Annotated in this window: 19 protein-coding genes; 7 read left to right on the top strand and 12 right to left on the bottom strand. The window is 67.0% G+C overall.

What is annotated here, in order from left to right; translation table 11 throughout:
- Positions 1–26: 26 nt before the first annotated feature.
- Positions 27–806 carry a SapC family protein gene (locus K2Y03_RS05290; RefSeq protein WP_294088867.1) on the bottom strand — a complete coding sequence of 260 codons (780 nt, stop codon included), beginning with the start codon at positions 804–806 and terminating at the stop codon, positions 27–29.
- A 72-nt stretch (positions 807–878) separates the two neighbouring features.
- Positions 879–2,312, bottom strand: a complete 1,434-nt coding sequence (locus K2Y03_RS05285; RefSeq protein WP_294088862.1) for an FAD-binding oxidoreductase — start codon at positions 2,310–2,312, stop codon at positions 879–881.
- 102 nt (positions 2,313–2,414) lie between these two features.
- Here K2Y03_RS05285 and K2Y03_RS05280 point away from each other — a divergent pair, with 102 nt between their 5' ends.
- From K2Y03_RS05280 to K2Y03_RS05270, 3 genes are all read left to right on the top strand, one after another.
- Positions 2,415–2,831 carry a hypothetical protein gene (locus K2Y03_RS05280; RefSeq protein ID WP_294088860.1) on the top strand — a complete coding sequence of 139 codons (417 nt, stop codon included), beginning with the start codon at positions 2,415–2,417 and terminating at the stop codon, positions 2,829–2,831.
- 84 nt (positions 2,832–2,915) lie between these two features.
- Positions 2,916–4,340, top strand: coding sequence for a DEAD/DEAH box helicase (locus K2Y03_RS05275; RefSeq protein WP_294088855.1), 1,425 nt, complete (start codon positions 2,916–2,918; stop codon positions 4,338–4,340).
- Positions 4,341–4,345: 5 nt separating this feature from the next.
- Positions 4,346–4,543, top strand: a complete 198-nt coding sequence (locus K2Y03_RS05270) for a DUF1289 domain-containing protein (RefSeq protein ID WP_294088852.1) — start codon at positions 4,346–4,348, stop codon at positions 4,541–4,543.
- A gap of 249 nt (positions 4,544–4,792) precedes the next feature.
- Here K2Y03_RS05270 and K2Y03_RS05265 read toward each other — a convergent pair whose 3' ends face one another.
- The 10 genes from K2Y03_RS05265 to K2Y03_RS05220 form a co-directional block, all read right to left on the bottom strand.
- Complete coding sequence (locus K2Y03_RS05265) at positions 4,793–5,419, bottom strand: glutathione S-transferase family protein (RefSeq protein ID WP_294088849.1); 627 nt, start codon at positions 5,417–5,419, stop codon at positions 4,793–4,795.
- A 74-nt stretch (positions 5,420–5,493) separates the two neighbouring features.
- On the bottom strand, positions 5,494–6,579 hold the full coding sequence (locus K2Y03_RS05260) for an MBL fold metallo-hydrolase (protein WP_294088847.1): 1,086 nt from the start codon (positions 6,577–6,579) through the stop codon (positions 5,494–5,496).
- Positions 6,580–6,615: 36 nt separating this feature from the next.
- Positions 6,616–7,272, bottom strand: coding sequence for a DUF1013 domain-containing protein (locus K2Y03_RS05255; RefSeq protein WP_294088846.1), 657 nt, complete (start codon positions 7,270–7,272; stop codon positions 6,616–6,618).
- 95 nt (positions 7,273–7,367) lie between these two features.
- Positions 7,368–8,180, bottom strand: a complete 813-nt coding sequence (locus tag K2Y03_RS05250) for a metallophosphoesterase (RefSeq protein WP_294088843.1) — start codon at positions 8,178–8,180, stop codon at positions 7,368–7,370.
- Positions 8,181–8,188: 8 nt separating this feature from the next.
- The gene (locus K2Y03_RS05245) at positions 8,189–9,229 is read right to left on the bottom strand and encodes a glycosyltransferase family 1 protein (protein ID WP_294088842.1); all 1,041 of its coding nucleotides are present in this window, start codon (positions 9,227–9,229) and stop codon (positions 8,189–8,191) included.
- Complete coding sequence (locus tag K2Y03_RS05240; protein WP_294088840.1) at positions 9,229–10,098, bottom strand: UDP-2,3-diacylglucosamine diphosphatase; 870 nt, start codon at positions 10,096–10,098, stop codon at positions 9,229–9,231. Before K2Y03_RS05240 ends, K2Y03_RS05245 begins: the two co-directional genes overlap by 1 nt.
- A gap of 134 nt (positions 10,099–10,232) precedes the next feature.
- On the bottom strand, positions 10,233–10,844 hold the full coding sequence (locus tag K2Y03_RS05235; RefSeq protein WP_294088838.1) for a glutathione S-transferase family protein: 612 nt from the start codon (positions 10,842–10,844) through the stop codon (positions 10,233–10,235).
- Positions 10,844–12,481 (bottom strand): flotillin domain-containing protein, encoded by a 1,638-nt coding sequence (locus K2Y03_RS05230; protein WP_294088866.1) that lies wholly within the window; start codon positions 12,479–12,481, stop codon positions 10,844–10,846. The genes K2Y03_RS05235 and K2Y03_RS05230 overlap by 1 nt, the downstream gene beginning before the upstream one ends.
- 34 nt (positions 12,482–12,515) lie before the next feature.
- Positions 12,516–13,133, bottom strand: coding sequence for an OB-fold-containig protein (locus K2Y03_RS05225; RefSeq protein ID WP_294088836.1), 618 nt, complete (start codon positions 13,131–13,133; stop codon positions 12,516–12,518).
- A 119-nt stretch (positions 13,134–13,252) separates the two neighbouring features.
- Positions 13,253–14,254, bottom strand: coding sequence for an NAD(P)H-quinone oxidoreductase (locus tag K2Y03_RS05220; protein ID WP_294088834.1), 1,002 nt, complete (start codon positions 14,252–14,254; stop codon positions 13,253–13,255).
- A 148-nt stretch (positions 14,255–14,402) separates the two neighbouring features.
- Between K2Y03_RS05220 and K2Y03_RS05215 the strand changes: the two genes are divergently transcribed.
- The 4 genes from K2Y03_RS05215 to K2Y03_RS05200 all read left to right on the top strand — a co-directional run bounded on the left by K2Y03_RS05215 (position 14,403) and on the right by K2Y03_RS05200 (position 19,096).
- Complete coding sequence (locus K2Y03_RS05215) at positions 14,403–14,603, top strand: DUF1192 domain-containing protein (protein ID WP_294088832.1); 201 nt, start codon at positions 14,403–14,405, stop codon at positions 14,601–14,603.
- A gap of 122 nt (positions 14,604–14,725) precedes the next feature.
- Positions 14,726–17,035 carry an ATP-dependent Clp protease ATP-binding subunit ClpA gene (gene clpA, locus K2Y03_RS05210; RefSeq protein ID WP_294088830.1) on the top strand — a complete coding sequence of 770 codons (2,310 nt, stop codon included), beginning with the start codon at positions 14,726–14,728 and terminating at the stop codon, positions 17,033–17,035.
- A gap of 98 nt (positions 17,036–17,133) precedes the next feature.
- Positions 17,134–17,334 (top strand): hypothetical protein, encoded by a 201-nt coding sequence (locus K2Y03_RS05205; protein WP_294088828.1) that lies wholly within the window; start codon positions 17,134–17,136, stop codon positions 17,332–17,334.
- 43 nt (positions 17,335–17,377) lie between these two features.
- Positions 17,378–19,096 carry a long-chain fatty acid--CoA ligase gene (locus K2Y03_RS05200; protein WP_294088826.1) on the top strand — a complete coding sequence of 573 codons (1,719 nt, stop codon included), beginning with the start codon at positions 17,378–17,380 and terminating at the stop codon, positions 19,094–19,096.
- Positions 19,097–19,217: the final 121 nt, after the last annotated feature.

Raw genomic sequence — 19,217 nt, 5'->3', positions numbered from 1 at the left:
CCCCCGTCCGTTCGATTAACTTTTTGTTACGCGGGATTGCCCAGCACCAGCTCGGGCTGCGGCATCAGGCCCTTGTCGACCTGGCGCTGGAAAATTTCGCGCATCAGCGCCAGCGAGAACATGTGCGCATAGATCAGCGGCAGCATGCCGTTCTGCGACATCTTGCGCAGCTGGTCGCCGCGCAGATCGGTCAGCTTCTTCTCGTCGACCATCTGGAAGCCGCGATAGATGAAGGGCTGGGCCGCGCCATCGGGCTGAATGGTCACTTCGCCTTCGATCAGAATGTCCAGCTCGCGCAGCTCGGTCATGAACTGCTGGGTGCGCAGACCAGCCTGCTCGAACAGCTCGTTGAACTGCAGGATGTTCTTGGTCAGCTCGCTCGGCTCGGTGCCGTTGAACAGCGGCTCGCCCTCTTCGAAATTGCCGACCGCTTCATAGCTCGAGTCGAAGCACAGCGACAGTTCCTGCGCCTCCGGCGTCAGCCGCGCGAGCATGAACGGATAGCGGCGGATATAGGCCGGGATGTAGAGCGTCTGCTCGGTCAGCTTGCCTTCGCCGTCGATGAACACGTTGACGCCCTCGTTCAGGCCCATCAGCGCGATCGGAATGGCATCGTCGCCGCTCGAAAAGACGATCGGCATGAAGCGCTGGACCTGCGGAAATTCGTCAACCGTCAGCGGGATGGCGTGCTGGCCGATCAGAAACGGCGCGCGATCCATCGCCTTGGTCTTGAAATCTGCATGAAGCTGGCTCGAAAGCGGCTCGAGCGTCTTGTAGAACAGCGGCAATTGCGGCGCGGTGGCCATGTTGGTCTCCATAATCTGGTGAGGCCAAGGCCATCGGCCCTTGCTGGTTGCGCCATATTGCGGCGCCGCGCGCTAGGCAAGCGCCACAATCTTTCCCGGGTTCATGATGCCGTCGGGGTCAAACGCGGCCTTGATTGCCCGCAATGCCGCCATCCGCGCCGGGGAGGACAGGCGGGCAAGCTCGTCGCGCTTCATCTGGCCAATGCCGTGCTCGGCCGAAATCGAGCCGCCGGCCGCGACCACCAGATCGTGCACAAAGGGTGTGATGCGTCCGGTTTCCGCCGCATACCAGGCATCGGCATCGGCCCCGGCGGGCGCGCGGACGTGGAAATGGACATTGCCGTCGCCCAGATGGCCAAAGCCGCTGGCATGGACGCCGGGAAAGCGCGCCTCGCAGGCCGCCGCCGCCTCCACCATGAAGCGCGGCATCGCCTCCACCGGCACCGAGATATCGTGCTGCAGCGCCGGCCCCTGCGCACGCTCCGCCGCTGAAATCGAATCGCGCAGCAGCCAGAAGGCCTCGGCCTGCGCCTCGTTCGCCGCGATCACCGCATCGGCAACCAGCCCCGCTTCCATCGCCGGCGCCAGCAGCCGTTCGAGCAAAGCCTGGGGTGCCTCCTCCCCAGCCGCCATGCTGGTCGCCTCGATCAGCACATGCCAGGCTTGCGCCCCGGCGAGCGGCGCACGCGCGGCGGGCAGATGGTCGAGCACCGCCTGCAGGCAAGAGTGCGGCAGGATCTCGAAGCTTTCGATGCGGTCGGTCGCCGCCTCCATCCGCCTGAGCAGCGCGAGCGCATCCGCCGGATCGGCCACGCCCGCCCAGGCCACCGCGCGCGCGGCAACCGCCGGCACCAGCTTCAGCGCGGCGGCCGTCACGATGCCCAGCGTCCCTTCCGCCCCGACCAGCAGCTCCTTCAGGTCATAGCCGCGATTGTCCTTCTTCAGTGCGGCCAGGCCGTCATGCACCGATCCGTCGGGCAGCACCGCTTCCACGCCCGCGACCAGCGCGCGCATCGTGCCGAAGCGCAGCACCTGCGTGCCGCCGGCATTGGTGGAGACGAGCCCGCCGATCGTCGCCGAGCCGCGCGCGCCCAGCGTCAGCGGAAAGCGACGCCCCACCGCGCGCACCGCCTGGTGCAGATCGTCCAGCACCACGCCCGCTTCCGCCACCGCCAGATTGGCATCGGCATCGATCCGCCGGATCGCAGCCATGCGGCGGGTGGACAGGATCAGCGCCTGGCCATCGGCGCTGGGCGTCGCGCCGCCGGCCATGCCGGTATTGCCCCCTTGCGGCACCAGCGGCACATGGTGCGCGGCGGCCAGCGCCACCATCGCCGCCACCTGGGCGGTGTCGGCCGGCATCAGCATGGCGGCGGCGCGGCCATGATAGCGCCCGCGCCAGTCGCTCTGCCAGGGGGTGAGCAGATCGGGGTCGGTGATCGCGGCCCGCGCGCCGAACCGCGCGCGCACGGCGTCGATCACCCGGGCCTGTGCTGTTGTCTCCATGCCACAGTGTTAGCATTTTCGCGCGCCAAGCCACAGCCAATTGCACGCGGCGCGCGCCAGTTCATTCAGCGTTCAACCATTGCGCCGTCACAAGGCGGTCGCATGAAACGCTGGATGCTCCTGATCGCCTTGCCCGCTGCCGCCGATGCTCAGGTGGTGGAGGTGCAATCGGGCGGGTTCAGCTTTCACCAGCGCGTCGTCATCCGCGTGCCACGCGCGCCAGAGCCGCCGCGCGCACCGATCGTGTGGCGCGAAAAGAGCGGGCCGCGCTGCCTGCCGATGGAGACGGTGAACGCCGCCGCGCTGACCCGCGCCGAAAGCGTCGACCTGGTGCTGGACGATGGCCAGCGGCTGCGCGCGCGCTTCAACACCGATTGCCCGACGCTGGATTTCTATGCCGGGCTCTATCTGCGCGGCACCGGCGACGGGCGACTGTGCGCGCGGCGCGACTGGGTGCGCGCCCGCTCCGGCGCGGCCTGCCGCATCGAAAGCTTCAAGCGGCTGATCCCCCGGCGTTAACCCCGCCGCTTGACAAAATAACCGTCCCAGCCCAAGCGCCGCGCTGGCGCCGCAACGAGCGCTTTCCCGTGAACGGACGCGTTGATGAGTTTTGCCGATCTCGGCCTTTCCGATGAATTGATGCGCGCCGTGACCGAGGCGGGCTATAGCGAACCGACGCCCATTCAGGCGAGCGCGATCCCCAGCGTGCTGATGATGCGCGACATCATCGGCATCGCCCAGACCGGCACCGGCAAGACGGCCAGCTTCGTGCTGCCGATGATCGACATTCTGGCGCATGGCCGCAGCCGGGCACGCATGCCGCGCAGCCTGATTCTGGAGCCGACGCGCGAGCTGGCCGCGCAGGTGGCCGAGAATTTCGAGAAATATGGCCGCTATCACAAGCTGTCGATGGCACTGCTGATCGGCGGCGTGTCGATGGGCGATCAGGTGAAGGCGCTGGAAAAGGGCGTCGACGTACTGATCGCCACGCCCGGCCGGCTGATGGACCTGTTCGGGCGCGGCAACATCTTGCTGACCGGCTGTTCGCTGCTGGTGATCGACGAGGCGGACCGGATGCTCGACATGGGGTTCATCCCCGATATCGAGGAAATCTGCACCAAGCTGCCCGCCCAGCGCCAGACGCTGTTGTTCTCCGCCACCATGCCGCCGCCGATCAAGAAGCTGGCGGACAAGTTCCTGTCCAACCCCAAGACAATCGAAGTGGCGCGGCCCGCGACCACCAACATCAACATCACGCAGTGGGTGGTGCCGGTCAGTTCGTCCAAGAAGCGCGACCGGCTGACCGACCTGCTCGAAAATCCCGAGGTCAAGACCGCGATCATCTTCTGCAACCGCAAGACCACGGTGCGCGACCTGAACAAGGCGCTGAAACGCGACGGTTTTCGCGCCGGCGAAATCCATGGCGACATGGAGCAGAGCGAGCGGATTGCCGAACTCGACCGGTTCAAGGCGGGTGAGATCAACATCCTGGTCGCGTCGGACGTTGCCGCGCGCGGGCTGGACATCAAGGGCGTCAGCCACGTCTTCAACTTCGACGCGCCCTGGCACCCGGATGACTATGTCCACCGCATCGGCCGCACCGGCCGCGCGGGCGCAACCGGGGTGGCCTATACGCTCGTCACCGCCGAAGATGCCGAGAACATCGCCAATATCGAAAAGCTGACCGGGCAGAAGATCAACCGGGTGAACGGCGAGGCACTGCCCGAAGCGGCACCGCGCGATGGCGATGGGCGTCGCGGCGCGCGCGGCAAGGCCAAGGATAAGGGCCGGGACGAGCGGCGCGATGACCGGCGCCCCGCGAAAGCGGAAAGCCCGGCGCGCGAGGCGCCCCCTGTGCGGGAGGCGCGCCCCGCACCCAAGGCACCGTCGCCCCCCGCCCCGCCCGCCCGGCGCGACGCCGCTCCCCCGGCGCGCGCCGACGCAAGGCTGGATTACGACCCCAATCCGGTGGGCGACGCCAACTGGCACGGCCCCTTCCCCGACTTCCTGCGCTTCGCGCTCGGCTGAACGCCATGTTCGAGATCGTGCCGCCCGTCCGCGTGCCGAGCCCCTGCGTCAATATCTGCCAGATCGACGAGCGGCGCGGGCTGTGCATCGGCTGCGCCCGCACGATGGACGAGATTGGCGGCTGGACCAGCGGCACGCCCGAATGGCGCCGCGCGGTGATGGCCGCCCTCCCCGCCCGCAAGGCCGCGCTGGGCGGGCGCTGACGCCTTCCGCTACCCGCGATTAGTTGTTCAACGTCGCCCCGCCCCCGAGCCGGGGCTTGGCTTCTTAGGGTCTCGCAAGGCAGCCCGGCCCCGGGTCAAGCCCGGGGCGACGATGGTTTGATGACCAACCGCGCGTAAGACACCGTTCGTGTCGAGCGAAGTCGAGACACGCGGGTCTTGGCGCTGCGCCCGCCATCCGTCCCTCGACTTCGCTCGGGACGAACGGATTCAGAGGCGGCTTGGCAGGGCCTAGGCGCTTGCCTCGGCCGTGGCGAGCAGCGCGTCGTCGATCTCCACCGCGCGGCGATGGGCGGGGCGGTCGGCCAGCCGGGCGTAATAGGCTTCGAACAAGGGCTTTTTCGGCAGCGTGCCAAAGCGCAGCCCCCAGCCGACCTGCGAGCCCAGATAGACGTCGGCGGCGGTAAAGCGGCTGCCGGCGGCAAAGTCGCGGCCGTCCAGCATCGTCTCCAGCACCGCGACCATCCGGTCATAGGTGCCATAGCCGCACATGCGCGATTGCTGCTCGGTCGGCTCCACGCCCATCGCGCGGTTGGTCACCGCATGCTCGACCGGGCCGGCCGCGAAGAACAGCGCGCGGTGATAGGCCGCGCGCTCGCCCGCCTGCGGCCCCAGCCCCGCGCCCGGAAAGGCATCGGCCAGATAGGCGCAGATCGCCGCCACTTCGGTGACGAGCTGGCCGTCATGCACCAGCGCCGGCACCTTGCGCATGGGGTTGAGCGCGGCATAGCTGCCGGTCTTCATGTCGGGGCCATAGCCAATGATCTGCGTGGTGTAGGGCGCGCCCACTTCCTCGAGCATCCAGCGGGCGATGCGCCCGCGCGACATGGGATTGGTGTAGAACACAAGCTCGGTCATGGTCGGGTCTCCGGCTGCGGGCGCCAGCGGATCGAGTCGCCGTGGCCGCAGTCAAGACCCCTGCCGGTGCCCGGTCAAGCCGCGCGCCACCACCATACCCCGTCGCGGGTGTCGCGCACCACGCGGCCTTCCACTTCCAGCCGGCGCAGATGGGCCAGCGCCTCGCCGGTTGCCATGCCCAGCACTTCGGGGCCGATCGCGCGACGGAACAGCCGGCCGAAACAATCGACCGCGCGGCGCGGCTCGGCCAGGAACACGACCAGCTCGTCGAGCCGGTCGCGATGCTCGCGGTCAAGCGCGTCGAGCCTGGTGTGGAGCCCGGTGAACGCGTCGCCATGGCTGGGCAGCACCAGCAAGTCCGCCGGCAGCCCTTTCAGCTTGCCGATCGAGGCGAGCCATTCGCCCAGCGGATCGGCGTGCGGCTCGGTCACCCCCAGCGAGATGTTCGAGCTGATCCGCGGCAGCACCTGGTCGCCCGAGATCAGCAGCCCGCGCTCGGCATCGAGCAGACAGGCATGTTCGGGGCTGTGGCCATTGCCCGTCACCACCCGCCAGCGCCGCTTGCCGATCGTCACCAGATCGCCATCGGCCAGCCGCTTATAGCCCAGCGGCAGCGGCGTGATGATGCGGCGAAAGCCCGACCAGCCCCGCGCGCGGCCGCGCTCCAGCTGCTCCTTGTCCCAGCCGGCGCCGCGCCAGAAGGCAATCATTTCGTCGGGCACCGCGTCGCGCGCGTCGGCGGCCAGCATCCGCGCGGTCAGCCATTCGCCGCGCGTCATTTCCAGGCCGCAGCCATGGTGCGCGCACATCCAGCCGGCCAGGCCGATATGATCGGGGTGCATATGGGTGCCGATCACCCGCGTCACCCGCACCCCTTCCAGCGGGCCGCCCTTGAACAGCGCCTTCCAGCTGGCGCGCGTCTCGTCCAGGTTCATGCCGGTGTCGACCAGCGCGACCCCGCCATCATCGTCGATCAGCCAGCAATTGATGTGCTTGAGCGGCCCCGGCACGCCCAGCCGCACCCAGCGCACGCCATCGGCCACCATCAGCGTGCTGCCGATCTCCGGCGCCGACCCGCCGAAGGGATAGGTCAGCCCCTTGTGGCTGGTCGGCACGAATTCGGCGCTGGGCACCAGCTCGATATCGGCATTGGTGGCCATGTCAGTCCCCCGTTCGATGCGCGGCCGCGCCGCCGCTTAACGCTTGAACGGATCGACGAAGCCGGTTTCCTCATGCCCTTCCGGCTCGCGCGCGGCGCGGTCGCGCTCGGCGCGCAGCGCGTCGATCAGCGCTGCCCGGTCGCCCTCCAGCCGGTTGTCGACGGGGGCCTCGATGCCGGCGGCCTTCGCCGCCTTGGCGACGATCGCGTCCAGCTCGCGCTGCGAACACAGGCCCAGCGTCACCGGGTCCTTGGGCACGATATTGCCGATGTTCCAATGGGTGCGGTCGCGGATCGCGGCAATAGTGGTGCGGGTGGTGCCGATCAGGTTCGAAATCGCGCCGTCCGAAATTTCCGGGTGGTGGCGGATGATCCAGGCGATGCCGTCGGGCTTGTCCTGCCGCTTCGACACCGGCGTATAGCGCGGCCCCTTGGTGCGGCGCACCTGGTCGGGGCCCTTCAGCATCTTCAGCCGGTAATTGGGGTCGGCCTGGCCGCGCTCGATCTCTTCCATGGTCAGCTCATGCGCGCGCACCGGATCGCGCCCGGTCAGCTTGGTCGCGGCGGTATCGTCGGCGATTGCCTGCACTTCGAGGATGTGCAGGCCGCAGAATTCGGCGATCTGCGCGAAGCTGAGCGCGGTGTTGTCAACCAGCCACGAGGCGGTCGCATGCGGCATGAGTGGCTGTGCCATGCGGGAATCTCCGTCGGAAACAATAAGGGCCGCCCCATCACGGAGCGGCCTCGTCACCCTGCCGACTTAATCCGCTTGCGCGCCAAGGGCAAGACTTATGCCGGCGATTGTCCGATGTCGATGATCCAATAATCGCTCGGCGCGCCCAGACGGAAGGGCAGGATGCTGGTGCCGATGCCTGCGGTCACGATCACCGTATGGGCCCCTGCTCGCACGACACCGCAGCGAAAGCGCTCTCCTGAGCGAGAAGCGGTAGCAATGGCACCGTACCAGGGCAGCACAATCTGCCCGCAATGGGTGTGCCCGGCCAGTATCAGCGGTACCCAGTCCGGCACCTCAGGAACCACATCAGGGCTGTGCGACAACAGAACCGGGATGCCCTTTGCCTCCCTCAACGCCGACAGCGCCTCTGGCAACCTTGCATGGTCGGTGAAGTCGTCATCCACACCACCGATTGCCAGCGGACCGACACGTTCTGCACCGTTGTCGATCACGCGAATCCCGGCAGCAGCCAATGCGACACGGACGCGCTTGGCGCCAAACCAATGATCATGGTTGCCGAGCACCGCGATCACGCCGTGCCGGGCGCGCAACGCACCCAGCGGGGCGATTGCCGCCGGCGCGTCGAACCACTGGGTCGCCATACGCTTTTCAGAAACGAAATCGCCGGCGATCAGCACCAGGTCGGGCTTATGGGCATTCACTTGCGCCACAATGCGCGCCACACGCGCCGGCGGATTATCCGGCCCCGCAACATGCACGTCGCTCAGCAGCACCAGCCGCATCGGGGGTGCCCCGGCCGGCCAGCCCTTCACCTTGAACGACAACCGCCGCACCACGGGATCGGCAGAGGCATTCCAGACCATCCCACCGCCAAGCGACAGCAGCACGAGCAGCAACAGCGCCAAGCCGCGCCTCACGCCGCTGCGCGCTCGCTCTCGGCTTGCTCGCCGACGCCCACCGGCGCCAGCGCTTCCAGGAACTGGCGGGCGCTCGCTTCCCAGGTGAAGCCCTGGCCATAGGCGGCGCACGCCGCGCGGTCGCGGGTCAGCGCGGTGGCGATGGCGCGGGTCAGGTCTTCATCCATCGCGCCCGTCTCGGCGGTCAGCACGTCGATCGGGCCGGTCACCGGATAGGCGGCCACCGGCACGCCGCAGGCCAGCGCCTCGATCATCACCAGCCCGAACGTGTCGGTCTTGCTGGGGAAGACGAACACATCGGCCGCCGTATAGGCCGCCGCCAGCGCCGCGCCGAATTTTGCGCCCAGAAACTTCACCTCGGGATAGCGCGCCTGCAGCGTGGCGCGCGCCGGGCCGTCGCCCACCACCACCTTGGTGCCGGGGTGGCTGGTGTTCAGAAACGCCTCGATATTCTTCTCCACCGCGATCCGCCCGACATAGAGCTGCACCGGGCCGGGCAGCGCGCTGATCTCTGGGTCCGGCGGCACATCGGGGCGGAACATCGCCAGATCGACGCCGCGCCCCCAGTGGCGGATGCGCTGCACGCCATGGTCGGCCAGCGTCTTGGCGATCGACGCGGTGGAGGCCAGCACGGCCTGTGCCGGGCGGTGGAACCAGGTGATGTAGCGCCAGATCCAGCCCGGATCTATGCCGGTGCGCGCCGACACATAATCGGGAAACTGGGTGTGATAGGCCGTGGTGAAGGGAAAGCCCCGCGCCAGGCACCAGCGCCGCGCGGCCAGGCACACCGGCCCTTCCGTCGCCAGATGGATGGCATTGGGCGCGAATTTGGCCAGCATCGCGCCCACCGTGCCGGTGCGGGCAAAGGCCAGCCGGATTTCGGGATAGGTCGGGCACGGCACCGAATAGAAGCGCTCCGGGCTGATCACCAGCACCTCATGCCCCATCCGCTCCAGCTCGGTGCGCACCGATTGCAGCGTGCGCACGACGCCGTTGACCTGCGGGCTCCAGGCATCGGTCACGATGGCGATGCGCATCACGCCGCCACCGCCGCTTCGCGCTCCCCGCGCGCACGGATTTCATCGGCCCAGTGGAGCAGCTCCATCCGGCCGTCGGCATGTTCAACGAGCGCGGTGCAGCTCTCCACCCAGTCGCCGTCATTATAATAAGCGACGCCGCCGATGGTGCGGATCTCGGCGGTGTGGATATGGCCGCACACTACGCCATCCACCCCGCGCGCGCCGGCGGCCTGGGCCACCACTTCCTCGTAATTGGAAATGAACTCGACCGCGTTCTTCACCTTGGCCTTGGCGTGTTTCGACAGCGACCAATAGGGCATGTTGAAATAGCGGCGGAACGCGTTGACCCAGACATTGGCACTCATCAGCGCGTTATAGGCAAAATCGCCGACATGCGCGAGCCACTTGTGCGCCAGCGTGATCGCGTCGAACTCGTCGCCGTGCAGCACCAGCAGGCGGCGGCCATCGGCGGTTTCGTGGATTGCCTTGCGCCGGATGGCGATGCCGCCAAAGTCCAGCCCCGAAAACTGGCGGAAAACCTCGTCATGATTGCCGGGGATATAGATGACGCGGGCGCCGCGCTTGGCCCGTTTCAGCACCCGCCAGACAATGTCGTTGTGCGCGGCCGGCCAGTAGAATTTCTTCTTCAGCCGCCAGCCGTCGATAATGTCGCCGACCAGATAGAGCGTGTCGCTGTCGACATGGTCGAGAAAGTCGATCAGCAGATCGGCATTGCAGCCGCGCGTGCCCAGATGGATGTCGGAAATCCAGATCGTGCGATAGCGGCGGCGCTCGGTCACCTGCTTTTCGGGAATGGCGGGTGCCGAGTTCACGAAATCGGCAATATCCGTCAGTCCGCCACCGCTGCCCAGGGGTACGCCGTCCATGCCACTTCCACTCAAGCCATTGATCGGCTCTGCCCGGCTAGTGTTACAATTTCGGGGCGGGAAGCGCGAGAGTTAAGGGTTAAGGTTTGTCTGGGGCCGCACCGGCCCGCCTCAACACCACACCCCAAAAAACCCTAATCCGTGATTCCAACATGCCCCGGCAGCGCCGCGACGCGCGCCAGCCAGGCGAGCACGGCCGGATAATCCGCCAAAGCGAAGGCACCGCCCTCCTCGGCGACATGGGTATAGGCATAGAGCGCAATGTCGGCGAGCGAGAAGGCATCGCCCAGCAGGAAGGGCGTGCGCACCAGCTGCCCCTCCATCAGCGCGAGCGCCGCCTGGCCGCCGGCAATCTTGCCCGGCAACTGCTGGCGCTGCATCTCGCTCAGCGCCGCCTCACCCACAAAGGCCAGCCAGAAGCGCACCGTCGCGATATTGGGTTCGTGATTATATTGTTCCCAGAACATCCAGCGCAGCATGTCGGCGCGCCGAAAACGGTCGTCCGGCACCAGCGCGGACCCTTCCGCCAGATACCAGCAGGCGGCATTGCTTTCCGGCAGGAAATGGTCGCCATCCTGCAGCACGGGAATGCGGCCATTGGGGTTCACCGCGCGCAGAAAGTCGGGCGTGCGCGTTTCCCCGGCCAGAATGTCATAGCCGCGCCGCTCCAGCGCGATACCCAGATGCGCCGCCGTCAGCCGGATCTTGTAGCAATTGCCGGACGGCGCATATTCGTGGAGGATCATCATTCGGCTGCTTCGCTCTGGTCGCCGGCGGCCGCAGCGACCAGCTTGTCGAGCGATCCGCCCTCGAACCCCAGTTCGCGCATCAGCCCGTCGACAATGGGTGCCTGTGCCCGGTAGCGCAGCGCCGCAGAGACGGCGGCATTGGCCAGATTGCGATCACCGCCGTCATTCGCCGCCGCGCCACCACCCGCAGCGGCGCCGCCGGCCAGCCCTTCCACCTGAACGATCTTGATCGAATCGATCGCCTCCAGCGGCTTGGCGGCTTCGCGAATGACCTCGGGCAGCACTTTCAGCAGGGCAAGCTTGGTCTGCAGCGACATCTGGTCGGACGACAGCAGATTGGCCGCCTCGTTGATGGCGCGCTGGCCGGCCGCCTCCACCTCGAAGCGGATGCGATCGGCATCGGCGCGCAGCTTGGCGGCCTCCGCCTCGCCCTCGGCCAGCCGGCGGGCCGCTTCGGCACGGTCGGCGGCGGCCTGTTTCTCGGCATCGGCCTGCACCTTCACCGCAATCGCTGCGCGCTCGGCCTCGCGGGCGGCGTTGATCAGTTCGATGCGCTTGTCGCGCTCGGCAATCTCGGCCTCGCGCGCGCTCACCACCTGCTGTTCGGCCACCACCGCGTCGGCACGGGCGCGATCGGCCTCTGCCTTGGCCTGGCTTTCCTCGCGGCTCTTGTTCTGCACGGCGATCTGCTGCTCCTGGCGCGCGAGCTCGAGCGCCTGGGCCTGGGCGATCCGCGCCTCCTGCAGGGCGCGGTCGGTCTCGATCTGCTGCGCGTCGATCAGCCGCTTCGCCTCGATCCGGGCCTGCTCGGCCTCCTGCTGGCGCTGCGCCTGCTCGCGCGCCACCTCGGCCGCCTGGGCAGCGCGACGCATCTCCACTTCGCGCTCCTGCTCCAGCCGGGCAAATTCGGTGTCGCGCGCGATCAACAGCGACTGGCGCTGTGCCTCCAGATTCTTCGACTCGATCTGGACGCGGGTGTCCTGCTCAATGTCGTTGCGCGCCTTTTTGCGCAGCTCGATCTGCTCGGTCAGCTTGGTCAGGCCTTCGGCGTCGAACGCGTTGTTGGCGTTGAAATGCTCGATCGAGGTCTGGTCGAGCCCGGTCAGCGACACGCTTTCCAGCTCAAGCCCGTTCATCGCCAGGTCCGCAGAGGAGACCTGCTGCACCTTCTGCACGAACTCGCTGCGCTGCTCGTGAAGCTGGGCCATGGTCATGCCGGCCGCAACCGAGCGGAGCGCATCGACAAACTTGCCCTCGACCAGTTCCTTCAACGCATCGGGGTTCATGGTGCGCAGGCCCAGCGTCTGCGCGGCGGTGGCGATCGACCCGGCATCGGGGCGCACACGCACATAGAATTCGGCCTTCACGTCGATCCGCAACCGGTCGAGCGTGATCAGCGCGTCGTTATTCTTGCGCTCAACCGCCAGCCGCACGGTGTTCATGTTCACCGGCATGGTTTCATGGAAAACCGGCAGCACCAGCGCGCCGCCGTTGATGACGACCTTTTCCCCGCCAAAGCCGGTGCGGACGAAGCCGATCTCCTTCGACGCGCGCTTGTAAAGGCGCGCCAGCACCGCCCCCAGCACCAGCAGCGCCACCAGAACCGACAGCGGCAGCACGACATAGGGCACCATCATGCCGCCAGCCTGTGTCACGACTTCACCCATCTCAACCCTCCAGCCCGGGCAGGCGGAATGCACCGCTGCCGATCGCGCGAAACGCCTGCGCCTCGCGCCGCACCAGCAGCACTTCCTCGCCCTCTTCAAAGATTTCGGTCGGCGCGTTCGGCTCGACCATCACATAATGCGCCTGGCCATGGTGATCCTCCACCCGCGCCCGCGCCGGAAAACCCTGGCTCGCCCGCCCGGTGACGATGGCGGCACGGCGGCCGACCAGATCGTCAAGCTCGATGGCGGTCGTCTCGTCGCGGGGAAGCCATGGCGCCAGCACGCGGGCGGCGGCGGCGGTCATCGGCACGCTCGCCGCCAGCGCCACGAGTGCGGCCAGCCAGGCCGGCTGGAACGCGCCCCACAGGTCGTGCGACAGCTGCTGGCCGACCAGCCCGACCAGCGCGAAGATGGCGAGCATCACGACCAGCAGCGCCATCAGCGGCAACCGGCCAAGCCCCAGCCAGGTGAGCAGCGCGCCCAGATCGCCGAACTCGCCATGCGCGTCCAGATCGACATGCCCGACCAAGCCGCTGAACTGGACGAGCCCGATCAGCACCATCAGCACAAATGCCGCGACGAAGAGGCTGTTCTCCGGCGCGAAGAGCAACGCCAACACTGGGGTTCCCCACCATTACGATTCGCGAATGATATTAGGATTGCCCGAGAAGAGCGGGAAGCAAAATCGGACCGGGGCAGAGTCGATTTAAATAGACGCGCCGCAATCGGGTCGCGATTTCACCCCACCGTCAGCACGATCTTGCCGACATGGTCGCCGGCTTCCATGCGGGCATGGGCGGCGCCCGCTTCGGCGAGCGGGAAGGTCGTGTCGATCACCGGTTTCAGCCGCCCTGCCTCGACATGGGGCCACACCGCGCGGGCGAGTTCGTCCGCGACCAGCGACTTGAACGACACGTCGCGCGGGCGCAGCGTCGATCCGGTCAGCGTCAGCCGGCGGCGCATGATGTCGAACAGCGGCACCGTCGCCGTCACCCCGCCCTGCACCGCGATCGAGACATGGCGGCCATCCTCCGCCAGGCATTTCAGATTGCGCGGCACATAATCGCCGCCCACCATGTCGAGCACCGCCTGGCAGCCGCGCCCGCCGGTAATCTCGGCCACGCGCGCGACGAAATCCTCGCTGCGGTAATTGATCGCGTGCGCCGCGCCCAGCTTCAGCGCGGCGGCGCATTTGTCGTCGCTGCCGCAGGTCACGATCATGGTCAGGCCGAACAGGCCGCCCAGCGCTATCGCCATCGTGCCGATGCCGCTGGTGCCGCCATGGACGAGCACCGTATCCCCCTCCACCGCATAGGCACGCTCGAACAAATTGGTCCACACGGTGAACAGCGTCTCGGGCATCGCCGCAGCTTCGACCATGGTCAGCGCGGCCGGCACCGTCAGGCACTGGCCGACGGGCGCCACCGCATAGTCGGCATAGCCGCCGCCGTTGATCAGCGCGCAGACCGGCTGGCCGAGCAGTTCGGGCTCCACGCCGGTGCCCAGCGCAACGATCTCGCCCGCCACTTCCAGCCCCAATATGGTCGGCACGCCCGGCGGCATGGGGTACATCCCCAGCCGCTGCAGCACATCGGGCCGGTTGACGCCGGCGGCGGCGACCCGGATCAGCACCTCGCCCGCGCCGGGCACCGGCACCGGCCGCTCCACGACGACCAGCGCCTCTGCCGGGCATGGCGGTGCGGGATCGATCGCCCGCATGCGCGCCGGAAGCACGGTCATCGTCTTGCCCCCCACAGAACCGCCCTTATGGCTTTCGACATGCCCTTATCGGCGGCGACGCGGCGGCGGTCAACGGGGCGCGCGCCGCGCAGAATCCGGGGCATGGCATGGTTGACAGCCCGCCCCCATCCGCGCGACCATCGCCGCGATGGATACCGACGACATCGCGCCGCCGCGTTGGCCCGGCGATCCGGTCCTCCTGCTCGCCCGGCAGGATCTGGACCCGCTGTCGATTGCCGAGCTCGACGCGCGGATCGCCGCGCTGGAGGCGGAAATCGAACGCACCCGCCAGCATCGTTCCCGCACCGTTAACCATCGCGCAATCGCCGACGCGTTATTCAAGCGGTGAGCACAAGAACGCCTTTCGCCGGCAGCGGCAAATCTCGATTTCAAGTGCTTGATGCGTGCGCCCGGCTTACCAACATAGCGGTTAACGGGGCCGCATCCGTCGCGGCCCGCAGGAGTTAGACCATGCCGTCCTTTGCTTCCGCCCTCGAATCCACCTTGCACAAGGCGCTCGAGGCCGCGTCCTCGCGCCGCCACGAATATGCAACGCTTGAACATCTGCTGTTCGCGCTGATCGATGATGAACATGCGTCGAAGGTGATGTCGGCCTGCGGGGTGGACCTGGCCGAGCTGAAGCGCACCGTGGCCAATTATCTGGATACCGAGCTTGATGCGCTGAAGGTCGCGCAGGCGACCGACCCCTCGCCCACCAGCGGGTTTCAGCGGGTGGTGCAGCGCGCGATCCTGCACGTGCAAAGCTCCGGCCGCGACGAAGTGACCGGCGCCAATGTGCTTGTCGCGCTGTTCAGCGAGCGCGAGAGCTATGCCGTCTATTTCCTGCAGCAGCAGGATATGAGCCGGCTCGACGCGGTCAGCTATATCAGCCACGGCGTCGGCAAGGGCGGCACCCCGCCCGAAACGCGCGAGGTGAAGGGCGCCGAGGAGGAAAAGCCCGCGAAGGCCGAAAGCAAGGGCGGCAAGAACGAAAGCGCGCTGAAGCAGTTCACCGTCGACCTGAACGAGAAGGCCAAGCGCGGCAAGGTCGATCCGCTGATCGGCCGCTCGGCAGAGGTGGACCGCACCGTGCAGATTCTGTGCCGCCGGTCGAAGAACAACCCGCTCTATGTGGGCGACCCCGGCGTCGGCAAAACCGCGATCGCCGAAGGGCTGGCGCGCAAGATCATCGAGGGCGACGTGCCCGAGGTGCTGAAGCCCGCCGTCATCTATTCGCTCGACATGGGCGCGCTGCTCGCCGGCACCCGCTATCGCGGCGATTTCGAAGAGCGGCTGAAGGCGGTGGTGAACGAGCTGGAAAAGCTGCCCCACGCCATATTGTTCATCGACGAAATCCACACCGTGATCGGCGCGGGCGCCACCAGCGGCGGCGCGATGGACGCGTCGAACCTGCTCAAGCCCGCGCTCTCCGGTGGTACCATTCGGTGCATCGGATCAACGACTTACAAGGAATTCCGCAACCATTTTGAGAAGGATCGCGCGCTGCTGCGCCGGTTCCAGAAGATCGACGTCAACGAACCCTCGATCGAGGACAGCATCAAGATCCTGTCGGGGCTGCGCACTGCCTTTGAAAGCCACCACAGCGTGAAATACACGCCCGAGGCGATCAAGACCGCGGTCGAGCTGTCGGCGCGCTACATCAACGACCGCAAGCTGCCCGACAAGGCCATCGACGTGATCGACGAAGTCGGCGCGATGCAGATGCTGGTTGCGCCTTCCAAGCGCAAGAAGACGATCACCGCCAAGGAGATCGAGGCGGTGATTGCAACGATGGCGCGCATCCCGCCCAAATCTGTATCGAAGGACGATACCAAGGCGCTGGCGACGCTGGAGACCGACCTGAAGCGGGTGGTGTTCGGCCAGAATGCCGCGATTGAAAAGCTGGCCAGCGCGATCAAGCTGAGCCGCGCGGGCCTGCGCGACCCCGATAAGCCGATCGGCAATTATCTGTTCACCGGCCCCACCGGCGTCGGCAAGACAGAAGTTGCCCGCCAGCTCGCATCGATTCTCGGCATTCCGCTGCAACGCTTTGACATGTCAGAATATATGGAGCGTCACTCGGTCAGCCGGCTGATCGGCGCGCCGCCGGGCTATGTCGGCTATGATCAGGGCGGTCTGCTGACCGATGCGGTCGACCAGCAGCCGCATTCGGTGCTGCTGCTCGACGAAATCGAAAAGGCACATCCGGACCTGTTCAACATCCTGTTGCAGGTGATGGACAATGGCAAGCTGACCGACCACCACGGCAAGACCGTCGATTTCCGCAACACCATCATCATCATGACGACCAATGCCGGCGCCGCCGACATGGCGCGCGAGACAGTGGGCTTCGGCAACCTGACGCGCGAGGGCGAGGACGAGCAGGCGGTGCAGAAGATGTTCACGCCGGAATTCCGCAACCGGCTGGATGCGATCGTGCCGTTCGGTTACCTGCCGCCCGAAGTCGTCGCCCGCGTGGTCGACAAGTTCATCCTGCAGCTGGAGCTGCAGCTGGCCGACCGCGGCGTGCACATCAAGCTCGACGACGAGGCCAAGGCGTGGCTCACCACCAAGGGCTATGACAAGCTCTATGGCGCGCGGCCGATGGGCCGGCTGATCCAGGAAAAGGTGAAGCAGCCGCTGGCCGAGGAGCTGCTGTTCGGCAAGCTCGTCCATGGCGGCGAAGTGACGGTGAAGCTGAAGGACGGCGCGCTCGCCTTTGAAATCGAGTCCGCCGCGCCCAAGAAGCCGCGCAAGAAAAAGGCGGAAGCGGTCGACTGATCGCCCGAAACGGGCGATGTGCGTCTTGCGCATGTCGCCCGCTTTCGTTTGACCGCGCGGGCCGGATTGGTTAAGGCCAATCGCGTCGGAGGATCCCCATGCGCAACCGCCGTTTTGCCCTTGCTGCCCTGGCCCTTTTGCTGGTGGTCACCTCCGCGCGTCATCCCAGCGCCAATATCAGCATCATCGCGCACGACCCTGCCGACCGCACCCCGCGCCAGATGCAGGCGGCGGTCGATGTCGGCGTTTTCGCGGTGTCGCTGCTGGTCACCTGGACGAGCCGGCCGTTCCTGCGCTGAACGCCGCTTGCGCCGCTGAAAAACGCGGCTTACGTTTCGCTACATGAGTGATCCTGCCGCCTGGCGATCCGCCTATCGTCACCCTGGCGCGTGGGACCGCGCCTTCCCCCTGCAATCGATGGTGGAGATGTTCGACGCGGCCTGTGCGCGCGGCGGGCCGAAACCGCTCATCGACTTCATGGGCCGGCATTACAGCTATGCCGAAACGCTGGACGGGGCGAACCGGGTGGCGCGCGGGCTGGCTGATCTGGGCTATGGCCCGGGCGACCGCATCGGCCTGTTCCTGCCCAACACGCCGCATTATCTGGCGGCCTATTACGGCATCCTGAAACTGGGCGCGACGGTGGTGAATTTCTCGCCGCTCTATACCGTGGCGGAGCTTGAACATCAGGTGGAGGATTCGGGCACCAAGCTGATCTTCACCCTGTCCGCACAGGCGCTGCTGCCGACCGCGCTGAAAGTGCTGGAAGGGTCGAGCCTGGAACGGCTGGTGGTCGGCTCGGTCGCGGGCGCGCTGCCCATCGGCAAGTCGATCCTCTACCGCCTGTTCAAACAGGCAGAGGTCGCCGCCAAGCCCAACGACCCGCGCATCATCGCCTTTTCGCGGCTGATCCACAATCGCGGCAAGTTCACCTCGCCGCCGATCGATGCGGCGAACGACGTCGCGCTCATCCAATATACCGGCGGCACCACCGGCACGCCCAAAGGGGCGATGCTGACCCACCAGAACATGTCCGCCAATGCGCGGCAGGTGGTGGCGCTCGATCCGCAGCCTGACTCGCCAGACCGGATTTTGGGCGTGCTGCCGCTGTTCCACGTCTTTGCCAATACCTGCGTGCTCAACCGCACCGTGGTGAATGGCGGCTGCATCGTGATGCTGCCCCGCTTCAACGCCGCGCAGGCGCTGGCCGCGATCAGCAGCGCGAAGGTCACCGCCATTCCCGGCGTGCCGACCATGTATCAGGCACTGCTCGACCATCCCAAGCTGGCCGAGACCGACTTTTCCAACCTGCGCGTGTGCATTTCGGGCGGCGCGCCGCTGTCGGCGGAGCTGAAGGCGCGGTTCGAGGCGGCAACCGGCGCCAAGCTGATCGAGGGATATGGCCTGTCGGAAAGTTCGGGCGTGGTCGCGGCCAACCCCTATGCCAATGCCGGCAAGCCCGGCACCATCGGCCAGCCGCTGCCCGCCACCCGCATCCGCCTGGTCGACAAGGAAGACCCGGCGCAGGACCCGTCGCCCGGCGAACCAGGCGAGATCGTGCTGGCGGGGCCGCAGATCATGAAGGGGTATTGGAACCGACCGGATGCCGATGACGGCGTGTTCGTGACCGATGCAGAGGGCGTGCGCTGGCTGCGCACCGGCGATGTCGGCCGCATCGACGAGGACGGCTTCGTCGCCATCGTCGACCGGTTGAAGGACATGATCGCGGTGGGCGGATTCAAGGTCTTCCCCAGCCAGATCGAGGCGCTGCTCTACAAGCATGGCGCGGTCAAGGAAACGCTCGTGATCGGCGTGCCCGACACCTATCGGGGCGAGGCACCGCGCGCCTATGTGACGCTGAACGAGGGCGCGAGCGTGACCGGAGACGAGCTGCGCGACTGGCTCAACCCGCAACTCGGCAAGCATGAGCGCGTCGATGCGGTGGTGGTGCGCGACACGCTGCCCAAGACGATGATCGGCAAGCTGAGCCGCAAGGACCTGATCGCCGAAGTGCTGGGCGGCGCCACCCCTGCCCCGGCCGCGGCCGCCACCACGGCGTAACCATCAGGGGCACCGCGCCGTACCCCCTTGCAATCAGGGCTGAGCTTGGCCAATCGCTGAACGCATTCCGTGGCCATCCGGCCGCCCCATCCCCCTATGGCCCCAACGCCCCGGGCCATGA

The sequence above is a fragment of the Sphingomonas sp. genome (assembly GCF_019746015.1).
GTDB lineage: Bacteria > Pseudomonadota > Alphaproteobacteria > Sphingomonadales > Sphingomonadaceae > Sphingomonas.
The sequence above is the reverse complement of the archived record's forward strand: the minus strand, read 5'-3'. Positions and strand labels throughout refer to the sequence as shown.